The following is a 17,523-nucleotide window of genomic DNA, read 5'->3' on the forward strand; positions in this document are numbered from 1 at the left end:
TCGTCTCGCGATCAGAGGAAGGGCTAGCTTCCCCGGCGAGGAACGGCGAACCTCGACGCCATGACCAACCCGGTGCGCCGCTTCCTTGATCGCCTGACCGGACGCCGCGCCGAGTCGGCCGCGTCCTGGACCTGCCCCACCTGCGGCGAGAGGCACGATGAACTACCGGCCGCCACCGCTCATGCTCCGCTCGTCTGGGATCAGGCCTCTCCGTGGGAACGGGCCGACGACTTCGATCTGACCTCCGACACCTGCATCTGGAAGGGCGAGCACTACTTCATCCGCGGCGTGCTGGAGTTGCCGCTGACGGATCGCGAGGGCGTGTTCAGCTTCGGCGTCTGGACGAGCCTCAGCCGCGAGAGCTTCGCTCGCTACCTGCCGACCTTCGAAGCGGAGAACGAGGCCGACCGCGTCGAGCTTCCGCCGATGTTCGGCTGGTTCTCCAACAGCCTGCCCGGCTTCCCCGAGACCCTGAACCTGAGGTGCGACGTGCACGCCCGGACAGGCGGATTGAGGCCGCTCATAGAGCTGCACGCCGCCGACCATCCATTGGCGGTCGCCCAACGGGAAGGCATTCCCTTCAACCAGGCTGTCGAATACGTCCACGCGCATCTGGCGCCGGAGCACCTTCGGCGACGGTGAAGACGCTGGTCGCAAGGGCGGGAATAAAGGGCGGGGGCGCCCTACGGCGAAACCAGGACGATCTCGCCGCTTTGGCCGGTCTTCACCTTGGCCGCGCCATAGGCGCTGAGGGCGTCGACGAAGCCGGAGACGTCGCCGGTCTTGAAGCGGCCGCTCATCGGCGTGGCGGCCACGCGCGGGGAGTCGATGCGGATCTTGCGCACCGAATAGCGGTTCAGTTCGCCGACGATTTCGGCCAGCGGCTGGTCGTCGAAGGTCAGGCTGCCGTCGCGCCAGCTGGTCAGGGCGGCCACGTCGGCGGCGGCCACGGCCCAGGTCGAGCCGGCCTGCTGCTCGAGACGCGAGCCTGGCAAGAGGTCGACGCTGTTGTGGGCGGCCGGGTCGGCGACGCGGATCTTGCCTTCCAGCAGGCTGACCGACCACTTGCCCGGATCGACGCGGACGTTGAAGGCGGTGCCCAGGGCCGTGACCGTGCGGCCGTCGGCGGTGACCACGAACGGACGCTGCGGGTTCTTGGCCACCTGGAAGAAGGCTTCGCCGCGATCCAGCGTCAGGGCGCGGCGGGCGCCCCATTCGGTGACGCGCAGCACCGAGTCGGTCGACAGGGTGGCGACCGAGCCGTCGGCCAGGGTGATGGTCTTCTGCTCGCCGACCCCGGTGCGGTAGACGGCCTGGGCCGTCTGGGCGGGGGCGACGGCGGGCGCGTGGTCGGAAGGCGCGGTGGCGAGCCACAGGGCCGTGCCGAAACCGCCGGCGGTGACCAGCGCGGCGACGGCCGCGGCCCAGCGCACCTGCGGACGGGCGCGGCGGCGCTGGTCGGCGGCCAGCTCGGCCTTCAGGCGGGCGCGGGCGGCGAGAATCTCGGGCTCGTCCGACAGGGCGCCCAGGCGAGCCCAGGCGTCCCACGCCGAGGCATAGGCGTCCTTGTTGGCCGGATCGGCCTTCAGCCAGGAATCGAAGTCACGCCGCAGTCCCAGGTCGTTCGGCCGATTCTGCAGGCGCGCGACCCATTCCGCGGCGTCCGGTTCACCGGAAGAAGCCAGGTTTGGGACGGTGTGGCGCATCGTGTTCCTGCAGACGGCTCGTCAGGTGCTTGAGAGCCTTGGCGACGTGTTTTTCGACCGCGCTGACGGAGAGTCCCAGTTGAGCGGCCGCCGCCTTGTAACTCATGCCTTCAAATCGGACGAGCATGAATGCAGCGCGCGTCCTTAAGGGAAGGTCACCGAGGGCGGCCGCGGCGACGGCGGCCTGTTCCTTGGCCTGAAGAATACGGTCCGGCGACAGTTCGTCGAGGGGGTGATGGATTTCCTCCAGCTCGCAGTGCGCCTGGCGTTTTCGGACCGTGTCGCGGCGGCGACGATCGAGCAGGACGTTGGTGGCGGTCTGAAAAATGAAGCTGCCGAGGTTCGACACTTCCCCGCCGTCACGGCGGTTGTGAAGTCGAAGAAGCACTTCCTGCACGAGGTCGTCGACCTCGCCGCCTTCCACTCTTCGGCGGAAGAAAGCCTTCAGGGCCTGCTGGTAGGGCAGGGAAGCATGGGCCAGGCCCTCGCTTCCACGCGCTCCAGCGGCAAGATTCGCCAGCGCCATTCGTCGTCCCCGACACAACGAGTCTTTTTTGTTGCGTTCATTCGTCAGCAGCGTGACGGCGCGGTCAACCCACACTCTCGCACTTGCCGTCGGGGCGCCCCGCCTGCCAGATTATCAGGCAGAGTCTTCCGCACGGTCCCCCTGGCCCGGGCGAGGGGGCCGGATCGCCGGTCAACGGCGACGAGGGGACTGGCCTTGGCGAACGCAGCAGTGAAGGAAGGGGCGCTGCCGCGTACTGGAGCCCCGGGGGTATTGCACACACGTCATCGCCGCTGCGCGCTCGCCGGTTGGCTGGCGCTCGCCGCGTTCGCGACCCCCGTGGTCGCGGCGGCCGCGCCGCGCCGGGTCGACATCGCCGCCGGCACGCCGATGGCCCGCGCCCTGACCGCCTTTTCCGCCCAGACCGACATCGAGATCCTGTTCAACCCCGCCCTTGTCACGGGCCTGAGCGCGCCGCGGGTGCGCGGCCGGCTCGAGGCCGACGAGGCGCTGGAGCGCCTTCTGGCCGGATCGGGCCTGGTCGCGCGCCGTCACGGCGGGCGGCTGCTGATCGAGCGCGGCGCGCCCGAGCGTCCGCTCCCCGCCGCCTTGCCCGCCGCGCCCATCGTATCGGCCGAGGTCGACGCGGTGACGGTCACGGCCCTGCGCCGGGCCACCGCCGAGCAGAACACGCCGCTGTCGATCCGGGTGGTCAGCGGCGAAGCGCTGAAGGCCACCGGCGCGGTGACCTTCGAACGCGCCGCCCAGCGCCTGCCGGGCCTGACCCTGACCAGCACCGGGGTCGGCCGCATGCGCATGACCCTGCGCGGCGTCTATGGTTCGGGCGAAGCGACGACGGCCCTTTATTACAACGACATCCCGGTCTCGGGGCCCAGCGGCACCACGGCCGATCCCGGCGGCTCGTTCCCCGACCTGCTGCTGGTCGATGTCGACCGCCTGGAGGTGCTGCGCGGGCCGCAGGGCACGCTGTACGGTTCCAGCGCCATGGGCGGGGCCGTGAAGGTGGCCTTCAATCGCGCCGATCCCGCGCGCGACCAAATGGGGCTGGAGATCGAGGGCGGGGTTGTCGGCGGCCGGGCCGGCGGGGCGATCACCGCCGTCGCCAACAAGACCTTCGCCGAGGATCGCGCGGCGCTGCGCCTGACCGCCTATCGCCGTGACGAGGCCGCCTTCTCCGACAACGCCCGCCTGGGCCTGAAGGGCGTCAACGCCGGCAGCACGACGGGCGGGCGCCTGGCCGCGGTCTGGCGGCCCAGCGAGGCCCTGCGCTTCGACCTGCTGCTGGCCGGCCAAGACTCGCGCCTGAACGACACCGGCGCCGGCGCCCCCGGCGAGCCCTCGCACGTGTCGCGCAACTTCGTCCGCACGCCGTTCGACAGCGAGGTGTGGTTCGGCGCGCTGTCGATGGAAAGCCGCCTGGCGGGGGCGCGCTTCGCGGCCTCGCTGGCCCACTACCAGTGGAACAACACGCGCCAGATCGACTACACCGGCACCCTGCAGGCAGAACGCGGCAGCGCCGCCGGCTGCGCCCGCTGGCTGGCCCTGGGCGCGGGCCTGGCCTGCGACGCCGGCCAGATGACGGGCTATGCGTCCTATGTGGACAGCCGCACGCCGGGCCTGCTGTACCAGCCCATTGACCTGACCGCCGACGTGCGCGAGGCGCGCCTGACCTCCGATCGCGACGGCCCGATGCAATGGACGGTCGGCGTGTTCTCCGAGACCCGCAGCGACACCATCGACAGCCAGGTGCGCGTCGCCGATCCTCTCACAGGCCTGCCGGTCGACGCGGCCGGCTTCACGGGCCGCCGCATCGTCGACACCCGCCTGGATCAAGTCGCCGTCTACGGCGAGGCGACCCTGGCGGTCGACGACCGCACCGACATTACTATCGGCGCCCGCCGCTTCTCGTACGACAAGAAGACCGTCGGCCAGGTGCTGGTGGTCAACGTGATCTCCGACACCTCGGGCGGCAATTTCCGCAACCGGGTCGAGGAGGACGGCTGGAGCGTCAAGGGCCTGGCCTCGCGCCGGTTCTCGCCCCGCCTGATGGGCTACATGCAGGTGTCGCAGGGTTTCCGCCCGGGCGGCATCAACACCGCGCCGGGCCTGCCGGCCGCCCTTCAGGGCTATGGCTCCGACACGTTGTGGAACCGCGAACTGGGTCTGAAGTCGCGCTGGCTGAACGGACGGCTGTCGACCAACCTGGCGCTGTACAGCATCGACTGGCGCGACATGCAGTATTCGGCGACCAGCGAGAACGGCGCCTTCGCCTTCGTCACCAACCTGGGCCGGGCCCGCATCGACGGCGTCGAGTTCGACGCCACCTGGAGCCGGGCGGGCTCCAAGGTCGGGTTCAACTTCGCCGCCACCGAGGCGGTGCTGACCCAGGACCAGACCACCGGCGCCATGGCGGGGCTCGGCCGCGAGGGCGATCACCTGCCGGCCGTGCCGCGCGTGGCCTTCACGCTCTGGGGCGAGACCCGGCGCGAGCTGCCCGGCGGGGCCAGCCTGATCCTGAACGGCTCGGCCGCCTATGTCGGCGAGTCCCGCTCTACCTTCGAGTCCGTCAGTCCCGGCGCGGGCCGGGATCTCGGCGGCGTGACCCTGATCGACGGCCGCATGGCCATCGAGGTCGGCCGGCGCTCGGTCGGGGTGTTCGTCGAGAACCTGCTGGATTCCGACTCGCCGCTGTTCATCACCGCTGGCCGCCTGCCGCAGTCGTTCTCGGCCCAGCCACGCCGCGTCGGGGTGAGCCTGCGTTTCGCCTACTGAGCGAGTTTTTCGCCTCTGGCGAGAACTATGCTAGCCTTGCGTCACGCGCCCGACAGAGGCGCCTGATCGTCAGGGAGGTTCAGTCATGGCCCACGCCATGCGTGTTTCCGTGCGTCCCGTGTTCTTCCGCAAGTGCGACCTCGACAAGCCCGAGGCATCCGAACTTCGCCACGCCGGCCCCTGCATCCAGTGGGATCGCGTGGGCATCGTCGCCATGGTTCTGGTGTTCGGCGCCGGCCTTGCGACCTGGGCGTACGCGGCGCTCTAGAAACCTTCCGCGACCGGCGTTTTCCAAGGTGACGGCCTGACCGCCGCCGCGCATGCTCGCGCCTTGCGGGAAGCTCGGGGGAGCGCATGACCGACGACAGCGGAAACCTCTGGAACGAGGACCTGGCGCCGACCACGGCGGCCCAGCGCACCTGGCGCGCCCGCCACTTCGCGGCCCTGTGGCTGGGCATGGTCATCGCCGTGCCCGCCTACATGCTGGCCGCCGGCCTGGTGGAGCAGGGGATGTCGGCCGGGCAGGCGGTCTGGGCCGTCCTGCTGGGCAATCTGGTCGTGCTCGCGCCCATGCTGCTGATCGGCCACGCCGGCGCGCGCCACGGCGTGCCTTATGCGGTGCTGGCGAGAGCTTCGTTCGGTTGGCGCGGCGCGCGGCTGCCAGCGTTGGCGAGAGCGATCGTCGCCTGCGGCTGGTACGGCATCCAGACCTGGATCGGCGGCGGCGCGCTGCTGACCCTGCTGGGCGTCATGGTCGGGGCCAGGCTCGACGGCCCTCCGATCCCGCTGCTGGGCATCGGGGCGGGTCAGCTGCTGGCCTTCCTGGCCTTCTGGCTGATCCAGCTGGCCTTCGTCACCAAGGGGCTGGAGACCGTCCGCAAGCTCGAGACCTGGACCGCGCCGGTCAAGGTGCTCGTCTGCCTGGCGCTGGTGTGGTGGGCGCTGTCCAAGGCCGGGGGCCTTGGCCCCATCCTGCACGAGCCGTCGGCCTACGACCCCGGCGGCGCCAAGGCCGGCCGCTTCTGGGCCGACTTCGGACCGGCCGTGACCGCCATGACCGGCTACTGGGCGACGCTGGCCCTCAACATCCCCGACTTCACCCGCTTCGCCCGCACCCAGAAGGATCAGATCCTGGGCCAGGCCCTGGGCCTGCCGGGCCCCATGGCCCTGCTGGCGGCCATGAGCGTGGTGGTCACCTCGGCCACGGTGCTGATCTTCGGCAAGGCGATCTGGGACCCGGTGGCCCTGTCGGGCGACATCGGCGGGATCGCGGTGCTGGTGGGCCTCGTCATCATCAGCCTCGACACCGTGTCGTGCAACATCGCCGCCAACCTGGTGGGCCCGGCCTACGACTTCGCCGCCCTCTGGCCGCGCCGTATCACCTATCGCATCGGCGGCTGGATCACGGCCGGGATCGGCGTGCTGATCATGCCCTGGAAGCTGCTGGAGAGTACGGCGGGCTACATCTTCGTCTGGCTGACCGGCTACGGCGCGCTGCTGGGGCCGATCGCCGGAATCCTGATCGTCGACTACTGGATCCTGCGCCGCACCGTGCTGGACGTGCCGGCCCTCTACGACCGGACCGGCGCCTACACCTATCGCAAGGGCTGGAACCCGGCGGCCCTGGTCGCCTTCGCCGTCGGGGTCGCGCCCAACCTGCCGGGCTTCCTGCACGCGGCCGCGCCGCACGCCTTCGCCGGCGTCGGCCAGCCGTGGACCACGATCTACCAGTACGCCTGGTTCGTCGGCGCGATCCTGGCTGGCGGGCTGTACGGCCTGCTGATGCGCGGAAAAATACCCGGGTAATATTGACTCCATAATTCGTCCGGGTAAAAAGGTCGCCAACAAGGAGGCGGTCATGACCCCGCGCAAGGCGCTGCTGCGCGCCTACAAGGAAGAAAAACCCCAGCCCGGCGTCTACGCCGTGCGCTGCGCCCGCACCGGCCAGGCGTTCGTCGGCGGAACCGAGAACCTCGCCACCCGGCAGAACGGCGTCTGGTTCAGCCTGAAACTCGGCTCGCATCCCAACGCCCGCCTGCAGGGCGCTTGGAATACCCACGGCGAGGCGGCCTTCGCCTTCGAGGTGCTGGAGACCATCGACGATGCGGGCCTGGAGCCGAAGGGCAGGGCGCTGCGCCTGGCCGATCGGCGCAAGCACTGGTGCGAAACCCTGAACGCGGTGGACCTCGTGCGATGACCTACGCCCTGTTCGAGACCGGACGCCGCCTCGCCGCCGGCGACAGGCTGGCCGTCGCCCTGGCCGCCCAGGCGGTGGTGGGGGAGCGCCCCGACGCGTCGATCCTGATCTTCGATCCCGACGGCCGGCAGGTGGACTTCGACCTGCGCGGGACGCCTGAGGATCTGGCCGCCCGGCTGGCGCCGCCCGGGGACGGCGACACGCCGGAACCCGAAGCCCCGCGCGGACGCGGCCGGCCCAAGCTCGGCGTCGTCGCCCGCGAGGTGACGCTCCTGCCGCGCCATTGGGACTGGCTGGCCAGCCAGCCCGGCGGCGCGTCGGTGGCCCTGCGCAAGCTGGTCGAAGCCGCCCGCCGCGAGGCCGAGGCCCCCGATCGCCAGCGCCGCGCCCGCGACGCGACCTACCGCTTCGCCAGCGCCGCCGCCGGCGACGCTCCGGGCTTCGAGGCGGCCATGCGGGCGCTCTACGCCGGCGACCGGGAAGGGTTCGAAGCCGGCCTGGCGCAATGGCCGACGGACGTGGCCGCGCACGCGTGGCTGCTTGCGGAAGAGGGGTTCTAAGATCCTCCCCCTCTGGGGGAGGTGGCCCAGAGGGCCGGAGGGGGGACGTTTTCAACTGCCGGCGCGCTGGCCGTTGTCGCAGTCACGCCCCCCACCGATCGTTACGTGATCGCCTCCCCCACAAGGGGATCGTTGCATAATGGGGTAAAACGAGAACGACTTTCCCCTTTTGATTCCGAAATGTTCTCGAACGGATTCTGGTCTGTTCTTCGACGTTCCGAATTTCGCAACAGTCCCCCACAAGGGGAGGTTCCTAGCGGCCAGTCTTCGCCCTGACCTCGGCCAGCAACGGCCCATATGCCGCCTCGAACTTCGTCCGATCCGCGTCCGGCTTGCCCGGATAAACCTCGCGCAGCGCCGCGATCCTGGCCGCCGCGGCCAGCAGCCAGGCCTCGTCCTTCACCCGCGCGACACGCGCCTCGACGTCGGCCTCGCCGGCATAGGTCAGGATCGCCCGCACCTGGTCCCGCGCCTGCTCGCGCGGATTGGGCGTGTCGTCGCCGCGCGCGCGCCACGCCGTCCAGCGCACCGCCTTGACGATCTGCTCGGCGAAGCGCGGGTCGGCCCAGGTCGCCTCGTTGTGTCCGAGGTTGGTGAAGAACAGCCGGCCCTTGCCCACCGACCGCACCCAGCTGACCGGTACGGCATAGGGCCGTTTCAGCGGCGTGCCGGAGAAGTCCAGGCTCTGGATCACCCGCACGGCGGCCGGGTCGAAGCGCTTGTACTGGTAGATTTCCTCGACCAGGTCGACGGATCGTCCCCACGGCGCGGCCAGTGGATGGTTGTCGAGCGCCTTGATCCGAACCTTCTGGTCCTCCGTCCAAGGATGGCCTGCGAACTGGCCGCCCACGAAGCGGGTATAGTCGAGGCCTTCGCCGGAATAGTCCCAGGCCGTGTCGGCGGCGCTGTGCAGGCCCACGAACCCCAGCTTGCCGTCGGCGAACCGGCGCTGCACCGCCGCCCAGGCCTGCGGCGAGATCGGCAGGGCGCCGGTGGTGTAGAACACCAGCACGTCCACTCGCTCCAGCCGCTCGGGCGTGATCTCGCGGGCGTCTTGCGTCACCTCGGCGACGAACGCGCCGCTGGCCTTGCCGATGGCGATCATCGCCGCCTCGGAGGGAGCGTGACTGTCATCTGCCGGCCGGGTCACCGGCCGATGCCGCCAGCCGACCGACTGGTCGAGATAAAGCACCCTCAGCGGCGCCTCGGCCGCGCTCGCGACGCCGGCCGTCGCCAGGGAAAGGACTGTCGTGAACAGGACCAGCAGGGCGCGCATGGGTTCAGGCCTTGCCGCGCGGCTGCAGCAGGTCCCAGCGGTTGCCGTAGAGGTCCTCGAACACCGCCACGCTGCCATAGGCCTCGTGGCGCGGTTCCTCCAGGAAGGTCACGCCGGCCGCCGAGAGGCGCGCATGGTCGCCCTCGAAGTCGTCGGTGTGCAGGAACAGCCAGACCCGGCCGCCGCCCTGGCCGCCGATCATCGCGACCTGGTGCTCGTCGGCCGCCTTGGCCAGCAGGAAGCGCGACCCGCCCGGCCCGGGCGAGACCACCACCCAGCGCTTGCCCGCGCCCAGCTCGCTGTCCTCGACCAGATCGAAACCCATCTTGCCGACATAGAAGGCCAGGGCCTCGTCGTAGTCGCGCACGAGCAGGGACAGGAGGGCAAGATGCTGGGCCATGGCGACTCACGCGAGGGCAGGGGAGAGGGCGGCCGACTTTGCGGCCATTCCCCTCATCCGTAAAATCCCCGCGAAAGCGGGGATTGGGCGGTGTTGGGGCGAGGCGATCAGCCCCCGAACAGCTTGAGGATATAGCTCGGCGCGGCGTTGGCGATCGACAGCGACTTGATGGCCAGCTGCTGCTTGATTTGCAGGGCCTGCAGACGGGTGGCCTCCTGGGCCATGTCGGCGTCTACCAGTCGGCCGACCGAGGTCTCCAGCGTGTCCTGCAGCTTGTTGATGAAGGTCAGGTGGCCGTCCAGCATGTTGGACCCGGTGCCCAGGCGTGACAGGGCCGAGGTCACGTTCTGCATCGCCGTGTCCATCGCCTTGATGTCGGTCGAGGAGGGGGCGGTCAGCAGGTCGGCGCGCATGCCGGCCAGGGCCGCGCCGCCGGTCGACAGGTCCACGTGGTCGATGTCGATGGTCGAGTCGGCCTTGGCGTTGGCCAGGGCGCGGATGTTGCCCGTGTTTCCCGCCGAAATCAGGTTCACGCCGTTGAAGCTGGCGTTCTCGACCGCGCGGTCGATCTGCTTGCGCAGCGAGACATAGTCGTCGTTCAGCAGCTTGCGGCTGGCGGTGGTCAGGCTGGGGTCCGACGCGGCCAGCATCTTCTGCTTCATCTGGTCGAGCAGATCGGTGACTGTGTCGCCGGCCGCCAGGGCCACGTCCACCGTCGACTGGCCGCGCTGCAGCGAAGCACGCACGGCGTCCAGCGACTTGGCCTCGGCCGCCTGCATCTTGGCGGTGGCCCAGACGGCGGGATTGTCCTTGGGGGAAGAGATCTTCAGGCCGGTGGCGATACGGCGCAACGTCGTCGCCAGGTCACGATTGATCGTGCTCAGCGACTGCAGGGCGATCATCGCCCCCACGTTCGTGTTGATGCTGTTCTGCGGCATCGACCCGTTGTTCCCGGCTCGGCCTTCTGGCCGTGGACGCATTTTGCGTCCGCCCTCAGCCTTGCACGCGTTGCGTTAGCGGATCGTTAGCATGCTCGCGAAAGGCGTGTTCACGGCGCCGCTCGCCGATAGGGGGAGGGGGCGCCTACCACTCCAGCGCCGCCTGGCCCCGCAGGATCGCTTCGGCCTGCGCCGAATGCTTGCCGCCCTCGCGGTCGTGCATGATCAGCCCCGGCAGCAGGACCAGCGGCGCCTTGCCGGTCTTCACCGCGCGCACCAGCACCCGCTTGGCCGGCGCGTCGGCGAAGGGCTGGACGGGGCGGATGCGGAAAGAGCCGGCCTTGGGGGCCAGCAGGGTCAGAATGTCGGCCAGCCGGTCGGCGCGGTGGACCAGGGTGATGGTCCCGCCCTCGCGCACGGCCTTGAGGGCGAAGGCGGTCCAGGCCGCAAGGCCCGCGTCGGCCATCCAGGCGCCGGTCTTCTCCGGCGCTGGCGCGCGCAGGGCCCTGGGGTCGTCGAAGAACGGAGGATTGCTCATCATCGCGTCGAAGACCGGCAGGCCCAGCGCCCGGAACCCGGCCGCCACGTCGCCCTCGGCGATGTCGACCCGCGCGGCCAGGTCGTTGAGCGCGGCGTTCTCGCGGGCCAGGGCCGCGGCGGCGGGATCGCGCTCCAGGCCGACGAATCGCGCGCCAGGCCTACGGGTCGCGGCGGCCAGCAGGGCCGCGCCGACGCCGCATCCGGCCTCGATCACCCGATCGTCTTGGCCGGCGTCACAGGCCGCGGCCAGTAGGGCCGCATCCAGCCCGGCGCGGTATCCGGCGGCCGATTGGCGAAGCTTGACGCGCCCGTCGAGCACGCGGTCTTCGGTGACGGAGGGAACTGAGGTGGGGTCGGACAACGTTTCGGGCCTTGTGCTCGCCTTGACCCTGACCTATCCCGCCACCATTGTCGCTCGCAACGCCCATGGCGCTACGAGCGGCGTCGCCTGAGGAGTACATGGTCTTGGACGCAGCTGCAGCGACCCTCGCCCGTCAGCCGGGATCGGTGGATCGTCTCGTGCGCCTGGCCGCCGCCGACATGGGCGGGGTCGACCGCCTGATCACCGATCGCATGCAAAGCGACGTTCCGGTGATCCCGGCCCTGGCCGAGCATCTGATCGCCGCCGGCGGCAAGCGCCTGCGCCCGTTGCTGACCGTGGCCGCCGCGCGCCTGTCCGGTTCTGGCCAAGAAGGTTCGGGCAACGACCACTGCCTGAAGCTGGCCGCCGCCGTCGAGTTCATTCATACCGCCACCCTGCTGCACGACGACGTGGTCGACGGCAGCCAGCTGCGCCGCGGCAAGGTCGCCGCCCACCTGATCTGGGGCGCGGCGCAAAGCGTGCTGGTCGGCGACTTCCTGTTCGCCCGCGCCTTCGAACTGATGGTCGAGACCGACTCGATGCGCGCCCTGCAGATCCTGGCCCAGGCCAGCCGCGTGATCGCCGAGGGCGAAGTGCTGCAGCTCATGCGCAGCCACGACCTGAACCTGTCGCAGGCGGTCTATCTCGAGATCATCGCGGCCAAGACCGCCGAGCTGTTCGCCGCCGCCGCCGAGGCCGGCGCGGTGTCTGCCGGCGTCGACGCCGAGAAGTCCAAGGCCCTGCGCGACTACGGCATGAGCCTGGGCCTGGCCTTCCAGCTGGCCGACGACGCCCTCGACTACGGCGGCGCCACCGAGACCCTCGGCAAGAACGCTGGCGACGACTTCCGCGAAGGCAAGGCCACCCTGCCGCTGCTGCTGGCCATCGCCCGGTCGGGTCCGCGCGAGGCCGAGTTCTGGGAGCGGGCCATCGGCCGTCGCGAGCAGACCGAGGCCGACTTCCGCCGCGCCCGCGAGCTGATCATCGGCACCGGCGCCCTGGACGCCACGCTGGATCTGGCGGCCGAGTACGCCGACAAGGCCAAGGCCGCGCTCTCGATCTTCCCGGCCAACGACTGGCGCGAAAGCCTCGAAAGCCTCGCCGACTTCGCGGTCAGCCGCCGGGCCTGATGGCGAAGGGCTACAACCCGTCCGGCGATCCCCACGGCGTTGATCGTCACCACGGCGCCCATGCCGCCGGCGAGGCGGCCGGCAAGGTGATCGGCGGCGGGGTGGGGGTGCTGGTCGGCCTGGCCCTGATCCTTCTCTTCTTCGGCCCCTTGCTTTGGGCCCCGCTGCTGGCGGGTTTCGGCGCGGCCCGCCTCGTGCCCGGAACCTGGCAGCCCTGGCTGGCCGGCTTCGCTGCCGCCGCCCTGGCGATCTTCGTCCAGTTCCTGCTGCTGGTGCAGAAGAGCCCGCTGCTGCGCTATCCGGCCGTGGCCCTGTTCTCGATCGCCTGGGTCGGCGGCCTCTGGCTGGAGCTGACCTCGCCGCCCCACGACTGGCTGACCACGGCCCCGACCTGGCACGCGCCCGGCCCCTGGAGCTGGGCCCTGATCGGCCTGGGCGTCGTCGTCTATGCCGGCCTCTACCTCCTGGCCCTGTCGCGCTTCGGCAAGGGGCGCTGGGCCAGGCGCTGGCAGCTGCTGAAGTGAATTCGCCGTAAGCAAGCTCGACATCGGCGGGCGCGTTTCCCAAGTCAGCGGCGAGACGAAAGGACCGCGATGATCCGCTTCATCCTCAACCTGCTCTGGTTCTTCCTCGGCGGCTGGCTGTCGGGCCTCTTGTGGCTGCTGGGCGGCCTGCTGCTGGCGGTCACCATCGTCGGCCTGCCCTATGCGGGCGCGGCCTGGCGCATCGCCGGCTTCGCCTTCTGGCCATTCGGCAAGGAGATCGTCAGCCGCGAGATCGTCACTGGTCGCGGCGACATCGGCACCGGTCCGCTGGGCTTCCTGCTGAACCTCGTCTGGTTCGTGCTGGGCGGCTGGTACATCGCGCTCAGCCACCTGCTGATCGCCGTGGCCGAAGCGATCAGCATCATCGGCATCCCGTTCGCCATCAAGGACCTGCAGTTGGCCTACATCGCCCTGGCCCCGATCGGCCGCACGGTGGTGCGCCGCTAGAAGCCGGTGAACAGTCGGTCGAGGGCGCGCCGGATCGCGTCCTCGTGCGCGGCGAGCGCGGCGAGCGAGGCGATGCGTTGGTTCAGCATCCTACGCTCCAGATTGGCCAGAAGCGCGACGTCGATGGTCAGGCGTTCGCCGGCTATCTCGACCTCGATCCAAACCTTGCTGAATCCGGCGTCCGCGTCGGTGGCCGGGAGGCGCATAGGCGGCGCCACCACGATCGTGTCGAGGGCCTCGAACATATGAGATTGCAGGACGACGACGTAGGGAACCGCCGATCGGGTCGACGCTCCGGGGTTGGCGAAGACATCGAATTGCCGGATCACCAGCGACGCCACTCGGCGCCGAACGGTCCATGCTTTTCGACGAACGCGTTGTGCGCCTTGATCGCCTCGGCGTTCTCTTCGGCCCACCGCCGCGCGCGCTCCTCGGCGCCGGCGGGGTCGACCTTCTGGAGATGCAGCCTAAGTTGCCGCTCGCTCATCCCGGCGACCGAAATCCCCAGTAGCTCGGCCTGCGCCAGCAGTTCCGGGTCGATGGCTTCAGGCGTGATGTCGAGTTCGGGCTTGCCCATTGGGCTGAGGCTATCACGCCTCGTCGTCGTCAGACAGAAGGACGTCCAGGAAGGTCTTCCGACGGTTGAGGAAGTTGCGGGTCACCTGGAAGTGCTCGGTGTCCTCGTAGTCCACCCGCTCCAGGCCCCGTTCTGAGGCCTGGTAGATCAGGGCGTCCGGATAGCCCAGCAGGATCGGCGAGTGGGTGGCGATGATGAACTGCGACCGCGCCTGCACCAGTTCGTGCAGCCTCGCCAGGAACGACAGCTGGCGGCTCGGCGACAGGGCCGCTTCGGGCTCGTCGAGAATGTAGAGGCCGTCGCCTCGGAAGCGGTTGTCGAACAGGGCGAAGAACGCCTCGCCGTGCGACTGCTCATGGAGAGGCACGTGGCCATAGCCCGAGACGCCAGTCTCCTCGATGTAGCTCGCGACGTTGAAGAAGCTTTCGGCGCGCAGGAAGTAGCCGTCGATCGGCCTCAGGTGTCCTCGAACCTTGCGGATATGCTGGCTGAGCGGCGAGTGCGAGGCGCGGGTGGAGAAGTTGACGCTGGTCGATCCGCCTTCGGCGTTGAAACCCCAGGCGACCGCCAGGGCCTCGATCAGCGTCGACTTGCCCGAGCCGTTCTCGCCGACCAGGAAGGTCACGCGCGGATGGAAAGCCAGGCTGTCGAGACCGCGCACGACGGGCAGGTTGAACGGATAGGCGTCCGCGTCCCAACCCTCGCGCCGCTCGAAGCGGGCTTCGATCCAATACGGGCGATCGAGGGCGGTCATCAGGCTTCCCGCATAGCATCGGTTCACCGCGGCCGGCATACGAAAACGGGACGGTCGCGAATGCGCCGCCCCGTGATGTCGGTCACCTAGTCAGCTGGGCCTCAGCCCGGCGAGACCATGTTTTCCGGACGGACGTACTGGTCGAACTCTTCGTTCGTCAGATAACCGCCGCCGACGGCTTCCTCGCGCAGGGTCGTGCCGTTCTTGTGGGCGGTCTTGGCGATCTTGGCGCAGATGTCGTAGCCCAGGCGGCCGTTCAGGGCCGTGACCAGCATCAGCGAGTTCTCGACGCCCTTCTGGATGTTGTCGATGCGCGGCTCGATGCCCACGACGCAGTTGTCGGTGAAGCTGATCGCCGCGTCGGCCAGCAGGCGAACCGACTGCAGGAAGTTGTAGGCCATCACCGGGTTGAAGACGTTCAGCTCGAAATGGCCCTGGCTGCCGGCGAAGGTCAGGGCGGCGTGGTTGCCGAACACCTGCACGCAGACCTGGGTGAGCGCTTCACATTGCGTCGGGTTGACCTTGCCCGGCATGATCGACGAGCCCGGCTCGTTCTCCGGCAGGGCCAGTTCGCCAAGGCCCGCGCGCGGGCCCGAGCCCAGGAAGCGGATGTCGTTGGCGATCTTGAACAGCGAGGCGGCGACCGTGTTGATCGCGCCGTGGCTGAACACCATGGCGTCGTGGGCGGCCAGGGCCTCGAACTTGTTTGGGGCCGTGGTGAAGGGCAGGCCGGTGATGCCGGCGATGGCTTCGGCCACGCCTTCGGCGAAGCCGATCGGGGCGTTCAGGCCGGTGCCGACCGCGGTGCCGCCCTGGGCCAGCTGCATCAGCTTGGGCAGGGTGCTCTCGATGCGCTCGATGCCATTCTCGACCTGCTGGGTGTAGCCGCCGAACTCCTGGCCCAGCGTCAGCGGGGTGGCGTCCTGGGTGTGGGTGCGACCGATCTTGATGATCTGCGCCCAGGCTTCCGACTTGGCCTTGAGGGCCGCGTGCAGGTGCTTCAGGGCCGGCAGCAGGTCCGAGACGATCTGCTCGGCGCAGGCCACGTGCATCGCCGTCGGATAGGTGTCGTTCGACGACTGGCTCATGTTGACGTGGTCGTTCGGGTGGACGGGCTTTTTGGAGCCCATCTCGCCGCCCAGGATCTCGATCGCGCGGTTCGAGATCACCTCGTTGGCGTTCATGTTCGACTGGGTGCCCGATCCGGTCTGCCAGACGACCAGCGGGAAGTGATCGTTCAGCTTGCCTTCGATCACTTCGTTGGCGGCCTGGACGATGGCGTCCTTGATGGCCGCTTCCAGCTTGCCGAGCTTGTGGTTGGTCTCGGCGGCGGCGCGCTTGACGATGCCCAGGGCCCGGACGACCGGCAGCGGCTGCTTCTCCCAGCCGATCTTGAAGTTGCCGAGGCTGCGCTGGGCTTGCGCGCCCCAATAGCGGTCGGCGGCGACTTCGATGGGGCCGAAGGTGTCGGTCTCGGTGCGCGTGGCGGTCATGCGGGTCTCCCGGAAAACGGTCGAGGGGGGTCTAGACCCTGAGCGCGGCCAGGGCAACGCTCGCGAGGGCGGTTGACAGCCAGCGCGGGCATGCGAACCCTCCGCGCCCAGAAAAAGTGTTCGGGGGAAGCGTTCATGGCGTCGGGCAAGGGCGGCGGTCGGATCGTCGCGCTGGATCTTCTGCGCGGCCTGGCGGTGACCGGGATGATCATCGTGGTCAGTCCCGGATCGTGGAGCGAGGTCTACGCTCCCCTGGCCCATGCGCCGTGGCACGGCTGGACGCCGGCCGACCTGGTGTTCCCGACTTTCCTGTTCTGCGTCGGCATGGCCGTCGGCCTGTCGATCCCCAGGCTGACGCCAGCAGATCGGACCTCCGCCGCCTTCTGGATCAAGGTCGCCCGGCGCACCGCGCTGCTGATCCTGCTGGGCCTGTTGCTCAACGCCCTGCCGAAGTTCGATTTCTCTCATCTTCGCCTGCCGGGCATCCTGCAGCGCATCGGCCTCTGCTACGCCTTGGGCGTGGCGATCTGCGTGCTGGCCGCGCCCCGGGCCGGCGGCCGGCTGAAGTTCAGCTTCGCCGCCGTCACCGGGGCGGCCGTCGTCCTGCTCGCCGTCTACTGGGCGCTGCTGGCCTTCGCGCCGGTCCCGGGCTTCGGCGCGGGAAGGCTCGACTCGCACGGCTCGCTGCCGGCCTTCGTCGACCGGGCGGTGCTCACCGTTCCCCATCTCTGGAAGCATGGAACGACGCCGGGCGTGGGCGTCACCTATGACCCCGAGGGCCTGCTCTCGACCCTGCCGGCGGCGGTCAACGTGCTGGTCGGAGCGATCGCCGCCGCCTTGCTGGCGCGGGGCGGCGCCAGCCGGATCGCCCTGGCGCTGCTGTCGGCGGCGCTGATCGCCGGCGGCCTGCTGCTCGACGGCGTCATGCCGATCAACAAGTCGATCTGGACGCCCAGCTTCGCCCTGCTGAGCAGCGGCCTGTCGATGGCGGCGCTGTTCGTGCTCGACCTGCTGGCGGAGGTGAAACCGGCGCTGAAGCTGGCCGCGCCGCTGACCATCTTCGGCGGCAACGCCATCTTGGCCTTCATGCTGTCGCAGCTGTTGGGGATTTTCGGCTCTATGCCGCTGCTGCCGGGCGGTCACTCCGCCCAGGGGCTGACCTACGATCTCGCCCTGCGCGTGATCGCCGATCCGAAGGCCGCGTCGCTGGCCTGCGCCTTCGCGGTGCTGGCCTTCATCCTGGCGATCCTGATCCCGCTGCATCGGCGCGGGATCCATTTGCGCCTCTAGGCCCGGGGCGC

20 protein-coding genes are annotated in these 17,523 nt (G+C 69.6%); 10 read left to right on the forward strand and 10 right to left on the reverse strand.

Annotated features, from left to right (window positions below; translation table 11 throughout):
- Positions 1 to 60: 60 nt before the first annotated feature.
- Positions 61 to 642: a DUF2199 domain-containing protein gene (locus C1707_RS13900; RefSeq protein WP_101711929.1), complete on the forward strand. Its 582-nt coding sequence runs from the start codon at positions 61 to 63 to the stop codon at positions 640 to 642.
- Positions 643 to 683: 41 nt separating this feature from the next.
- Here C1707_RS13900 and C1707_RS13905 read toward each other — a convergent pair whose 3' ends face one another.
- Together C1707_RS13905 and C1707_RS13910 are read right to left on the reverse strand one after the other, a co-directional pair.
- Positions 684 to 1,706 carry a FecR family protein gene (locus C1707_RS13905; protein WP_101711928.1) on the reverse strand — a complete coding sequence of 341 codons (1,023 nt, stop codon included), beginning with the start codon at positions 1,704 to 1,706 and terminating at the stop codon, positions 684 to 686.
- Positions 1,669 to 2,232, reverse strand: a complete 564-nt coding sequence (locus C1707_RS13910; protein ID WP_101711944.1) for an RNA polymerase sigma factor — start codon at positions 2,230 to 2,232, stop codon at positions 1,669 to 1,671. The genes C1707_RS13905 and C1707_RS13910 overlap by 38 nt, the downstream gene beginning before the upstream one ends.
- A 252-nt stretch (positions 2,233 to 2,484) precedes the next feature.
- On the opposite strand from C1707_RS13910, the gene C1707_RS13915 reads away from it, so the two are divergent.
- The 5 genes from C1707_RS13915 to C1707_RS13935 all read left to right on the forward strand — a co-directional run bounded on the left by C1707_RS13915 (position 2,485) and on the right by C1707_RS13935 (position 7,761).
- Positions 2,485 to 5,004 (forward strand): TonB-dependent receptor, encoded by a 2,520-nt coding sequence (locus tag C1707_RS13915; protein WP_164467347.1) that lies wholly within the window; start codon positions 2,485 to 2,487, stop codon positions 5,002 to 5,004.
- An 85-nt stretch (positions 5,005 to 5,089) separates the two neighbouring features.
- Positions 5,090 to 5,272, forward strand: a complete 183-nt coding sequence (locus tag C1707_RS13920) for a hypothetical protein (RefSeq protein ID WP_101711926.1) — start codon at positions 5,090 to 5,092, stop codon at positions 5,270 to 5,272.
- 86 nt (positions 5,273 to 5,358) lie between these two features.
- A complete protein-coding gene (locus C1707_RS13925) occupies positions 5,359 to 6,810 on the forward strand; it encodes an NCS1 family nucleobase:cation symporter-1 (RefSeq protein WP_101711925.1) in 1,452 nt (483 codons plus the stop codon).
- A 52-nt stretch (positions 6,811 to 6,862) separates the two neighbouring features.
- Positions 6,863 to 7,201, forward strand: coding sequence for a GIY-YIG nuclease family protein (locus C1707_RS13930; RefSeq protein WP_101711924.1), 339 nt, complete (start codon positions 6,863 to 6,865; stop codon positions 7,199 to 7,201).
- Positions 7,198 to 7,761, forward strand: coding sequence for a DUF2239 family protein (locus tag C1707_RS13935; RefSeq protein WP_101711923.1), 564 nt, complete (start codon positions 7,198 to 7,200; stop codon positions 7,759 to 7,761). The genes C1707_RS13930 and C1707_RS13935 overlap by 4 nt, the downstream gene beginning before the upstream one ends.
- A gap of 253 nt (positions 7,762 to 8,014) precedes the next feature.
- Here C1707_RS13935 and C1707_RS13940 read toward each other — a convergent pair whose 3' ends face one another.
- From C1707_RS13940 to C1707_RS13955, 4 genes are all read right to left on the reverse strand, one after another.
- The gene (locus C1707_RS13940) at positions 8,015 to 9,037 is read right to left on the reverse strand and encodes a ThuA domain-containing protein (RefSeq protein ID WP_101711922.1); all 1,023 of its coding nucleotides are present in this window, start codon (positions 9,035 to 9,037) and stop codon (positions 8,015 to 8,017) included.
- Between the two features lie 4 nt (positions 9,038 to 9,041).
- A complete protein-coding gene (locus C1707_RS13945) occupies positions 9,042 to 9,437 on the reverse strand; it encodes a VOC family protein (RefSeq protein ID WP_101711921.1) in 396 nt (131 codons plus the stop codon).
- Positions 9,438 to 9,544: 107 nt separating this feature from the next.
- Positions 9,545 to 10,375 carry a flagellin gene (locus C1707_RS13950; protein WP_101711920.1) on the reverse strand — a complete coding sequence of 277 codons (831 nt, stop codon included), beginning with the start codon at positions 10,373 to 10,375 and terminating at the stop codon, positions 9,545 to 9,547.
- 145 nt (positions 10,376 to 10,520) lie between these two features.
- Positions 10,521 to 11,276 (reverse strand): tRNA1(Val) (adenine(37)-N6)-methyltransferase, encoded by a 756-nt coding sequence (locus C1707_RS13955; RefSeq protein ID WP_101711919.1) that lies wholly within the window; start codon positions 11,274 to 11,276, stop codon positions 10,521 to 10,523.
- Positions 11,277 to 11,380: 104 nt separating this feature from the next.
- Here C1707_RS13955 and C1707_RS13960 point away from each other — a divergent pair, with 104 nt between their 5' ends.
- From C1707_RS13960 to C1707_RS13970, 3 genes are all read left to right on the forward strand, one after another.
- On the forward strand, positions 11,381 to 12,406 hold the full coding sequence (locus tag C1707_RS13960; protein ID WP_164467348.1) for a polyprenyl synthetase family protein: 1,026 nt from the start codon (positions 11,381 to 11,383) through the stop codon (positions 12,404 to 12,406).
- Complete coding sequence (locus C1707_RS13965) at positions 12,406 to 12,930, forward strand: hypothetical protein (RefSeq protein WP_101711917.1); 525 nt, start codon at positions 12,406 to 12,408, stop codon at positions 12,928 to 12,930. The genes C1707_RS13960 and C1707_RS13965 overlap by 1 nt, the downstream gene beginning before the upstream one ends.
- Before the next feature lie 69 nt (positions 12,931 to 12,999).
- On the forward strand, positions 13,000 to 13,398 hold the full coding sequence (locus tag C1707_RS13970) for a YccF domain-containing protein (protein ID WP_101711916.1): 399 nt from the start codon (positions 13,000 to 13,002) through the stop codon (positions 13,396 to 13,398).
- Here the strand turns inward: C1707_RS13970 and C1707_RS13975 are convergent.
- The 4 genes from C1707_RS13975 to fumC form a co-directional block, all read right to left on the reverse strand.
- Complete coding sequence (locus C1707_RS13975; protein ID WP_164467349.1) at positions 13,395 to 13,727, reverse strand: CcdB family protein; 333 nt, start codon at positions 13,725 to 13,727, stop codon at positions 13,395 to 13,397. The genes C1707_RS13970 and C1707_RS13975 overlap by 4 nt on opposite strands.
- Positions 13,724 to 13,975: a type II toxin-antitoxin system CcdA family antitoxin gene (locus tag C1707_RS13980; RefSeq protein WP_101711914.1), complete on the reverse strand. Its 252-nt coding sequence runs from the start codon at positions 13,973 to 13,975 to the stop codon at positions 13,724 to 13,726. The genes C1707_RS13975 and C1707_RS13980 overlap by 4 nt, the downstream gene beginning before the upstream one ends.
- A 13-nt stretch (positions 13,976 to 13,988) precedes the next feature.
- Positions 13,989 to 14,729, reverse strand: coding sequence for an AAA family ATPase (locus C1707_RS13985; protein ID WP_101711913.1), 741 nt, complete (start codon positions 14,727 to 14,729; stop codon positions 13,989 to 13,991).
- A 101-nt stretch (positions 14,730 to 14,830) separates the two neighbouring features.
- On the reverse strand, positions 14,831 to 16,222 hold the full coding sequence (gene fumC, locus C1707_RS13990) for a class II fumarate hydratase (RefSeq protein ID WP_101711912.1): 1,392 nt from the start codon (positions 16,220 to 16,222) through the stop codon (positions 14,831 to 14,833).
- A 135-nt stretch (positions 16,223 to 16,357) separates the two neighbouring features.
- Between fumC and C1707_RS13995 the strand changes: the two genes are divergently transcribed.
- The gene (locus C1707_RS13995; RefSeq protein WP_101711911.1) at positions 16,358 to 17,512 is read left to right on the forward strand and encodes an acyltransferase family protein; all 1,155 of its coding nucleotides are present in this window, start codon (positions 16,358 to 16,360) and stop codon (positions 17,510 to 17,512) included.
- The last annotated feature ends 11 nt before the right edge of the window (positions 17,513 to 17,523 follow it).

The organism is Caulobacter flavus, assembly GCF_003722335.1.
Lineage (GTDB): Bacteria > Pseudomonadota > Alphaproteobacteria > Caulobacterales > Caulobacteraceae > Caulobacter > Caulobacter flavus.

Bases quoted from the DNA above. Each gene is read 5' to 3' on its own strand.
- C1707_RS13910 (WP_101711944.1), bottom strand. From the start codon at position 2,232: ATGGCGCTGGCGAATCTTGCCGCTGGAGCGCGTGGAAGCGAGGGCCTG.
- C1707_RS13905 (WP_101711928.1), bottom strand. From the start codon at position 1,706: ATGCGCCACACCGTCCCAAACCTGGCTTCTTCCGGTGAACCGGACGCC.
- C1707_RS13920 (WP_101711926.1), top strand. From the start codon at position 5,090: ATGGCCCACGCCATGCGTGTTTCCGTGCGTCCCGTGTTCTTCCGCAAG.
- C1707_RS13950 (WP_101711920.1), bottom strand. From the start codon at position 10,375: ATGCCGCAGAACAGCATCAACACGAACGTGGGGGCGATGATCGCCCTG.
- C1707_RS13985 (WP_101711913.1), bottom strand. From the start codon at position 14,729: ATGACCGCCCTCGATCGCCCGTATTGGATCGAAGCCCGCTTCGAGCGG.
- C1707_RS13995 (WP_101711911.1), top strand. From the start codon at position 16,358: ATGGCGTCGGGCAAGGGCGGCGGTCGGATCGTCGCGCTGGATCTTCTG.
- C1707_RS13900 (WP_101711929.1), top strand. From the start codon at position 61: ATGACCAACCCGGTGCGCCGCTTCCTTGATCGCCTGACCGGACGCCGC.
- C1707_RS13970 (WP_101711916.1), top strand. From the start codon at position 13,000: ATGATCCGCTTCATCCTCAACCTGCTCTGGTTCTTCCTCGGCGGCTGG.
- C1707_RS13945 (WP_101711921.1), bottom strand. From the start codon at position 9,437: ATGGCCCAGCATCTTGCCCTCCTGTCCCTGCTCGTGCGCGACTACGAC.
- C1707_RS13980 (WP_101711914.1), bottom strand. From the start codon at position 13,975: ATGGGCAAGCCCGAACTCGACATCACGCCTGAAGCCATCGACCCGGAA.
- C1707_RS13925 (WP_101711925.1), top strand. From the start codon at position 5,359: ATGACCGACGACAGCGGAAACCTCTGGAACGAGGACCTGGCGCCGACC.
- fumC (WP_101711912.1), bottom strand. From the start codon at position 16,222: ATGACCGCCACGCGCACCGAGACCGACACCTTCGGCCCCATCGAAGTC.
- C1707_RS13935 (WP_101711923.1), top strand. From the start codon at position 7,198: ATGACCTACGCCCTGTTCGAGACCGGACGCCGCCTCGCCGCCGGCGAC.
- C1707_RS13930 (WP_101711924.1), top strand. From the start codon at position 6,863: ATGACCCCGCGCAAGGCGCTGCTGCGCGCCTACAAGGAAGAAAAACCC.
- C1707_RS13965 (WP_101711917.1), top strand. From the start codon at position 12,406: ATGGCGAAGGGCTACAACCCGTCCGGCGATCCCCACGGCGTTGATCGT.
- C1707_RS13940 (WP_101711922.1), bottom strand. From the start codon at position 9,037: ATGCGCGCCCTGCTGGTCCTGTTCACGACAGTCCTTTCCCTGGCGACG.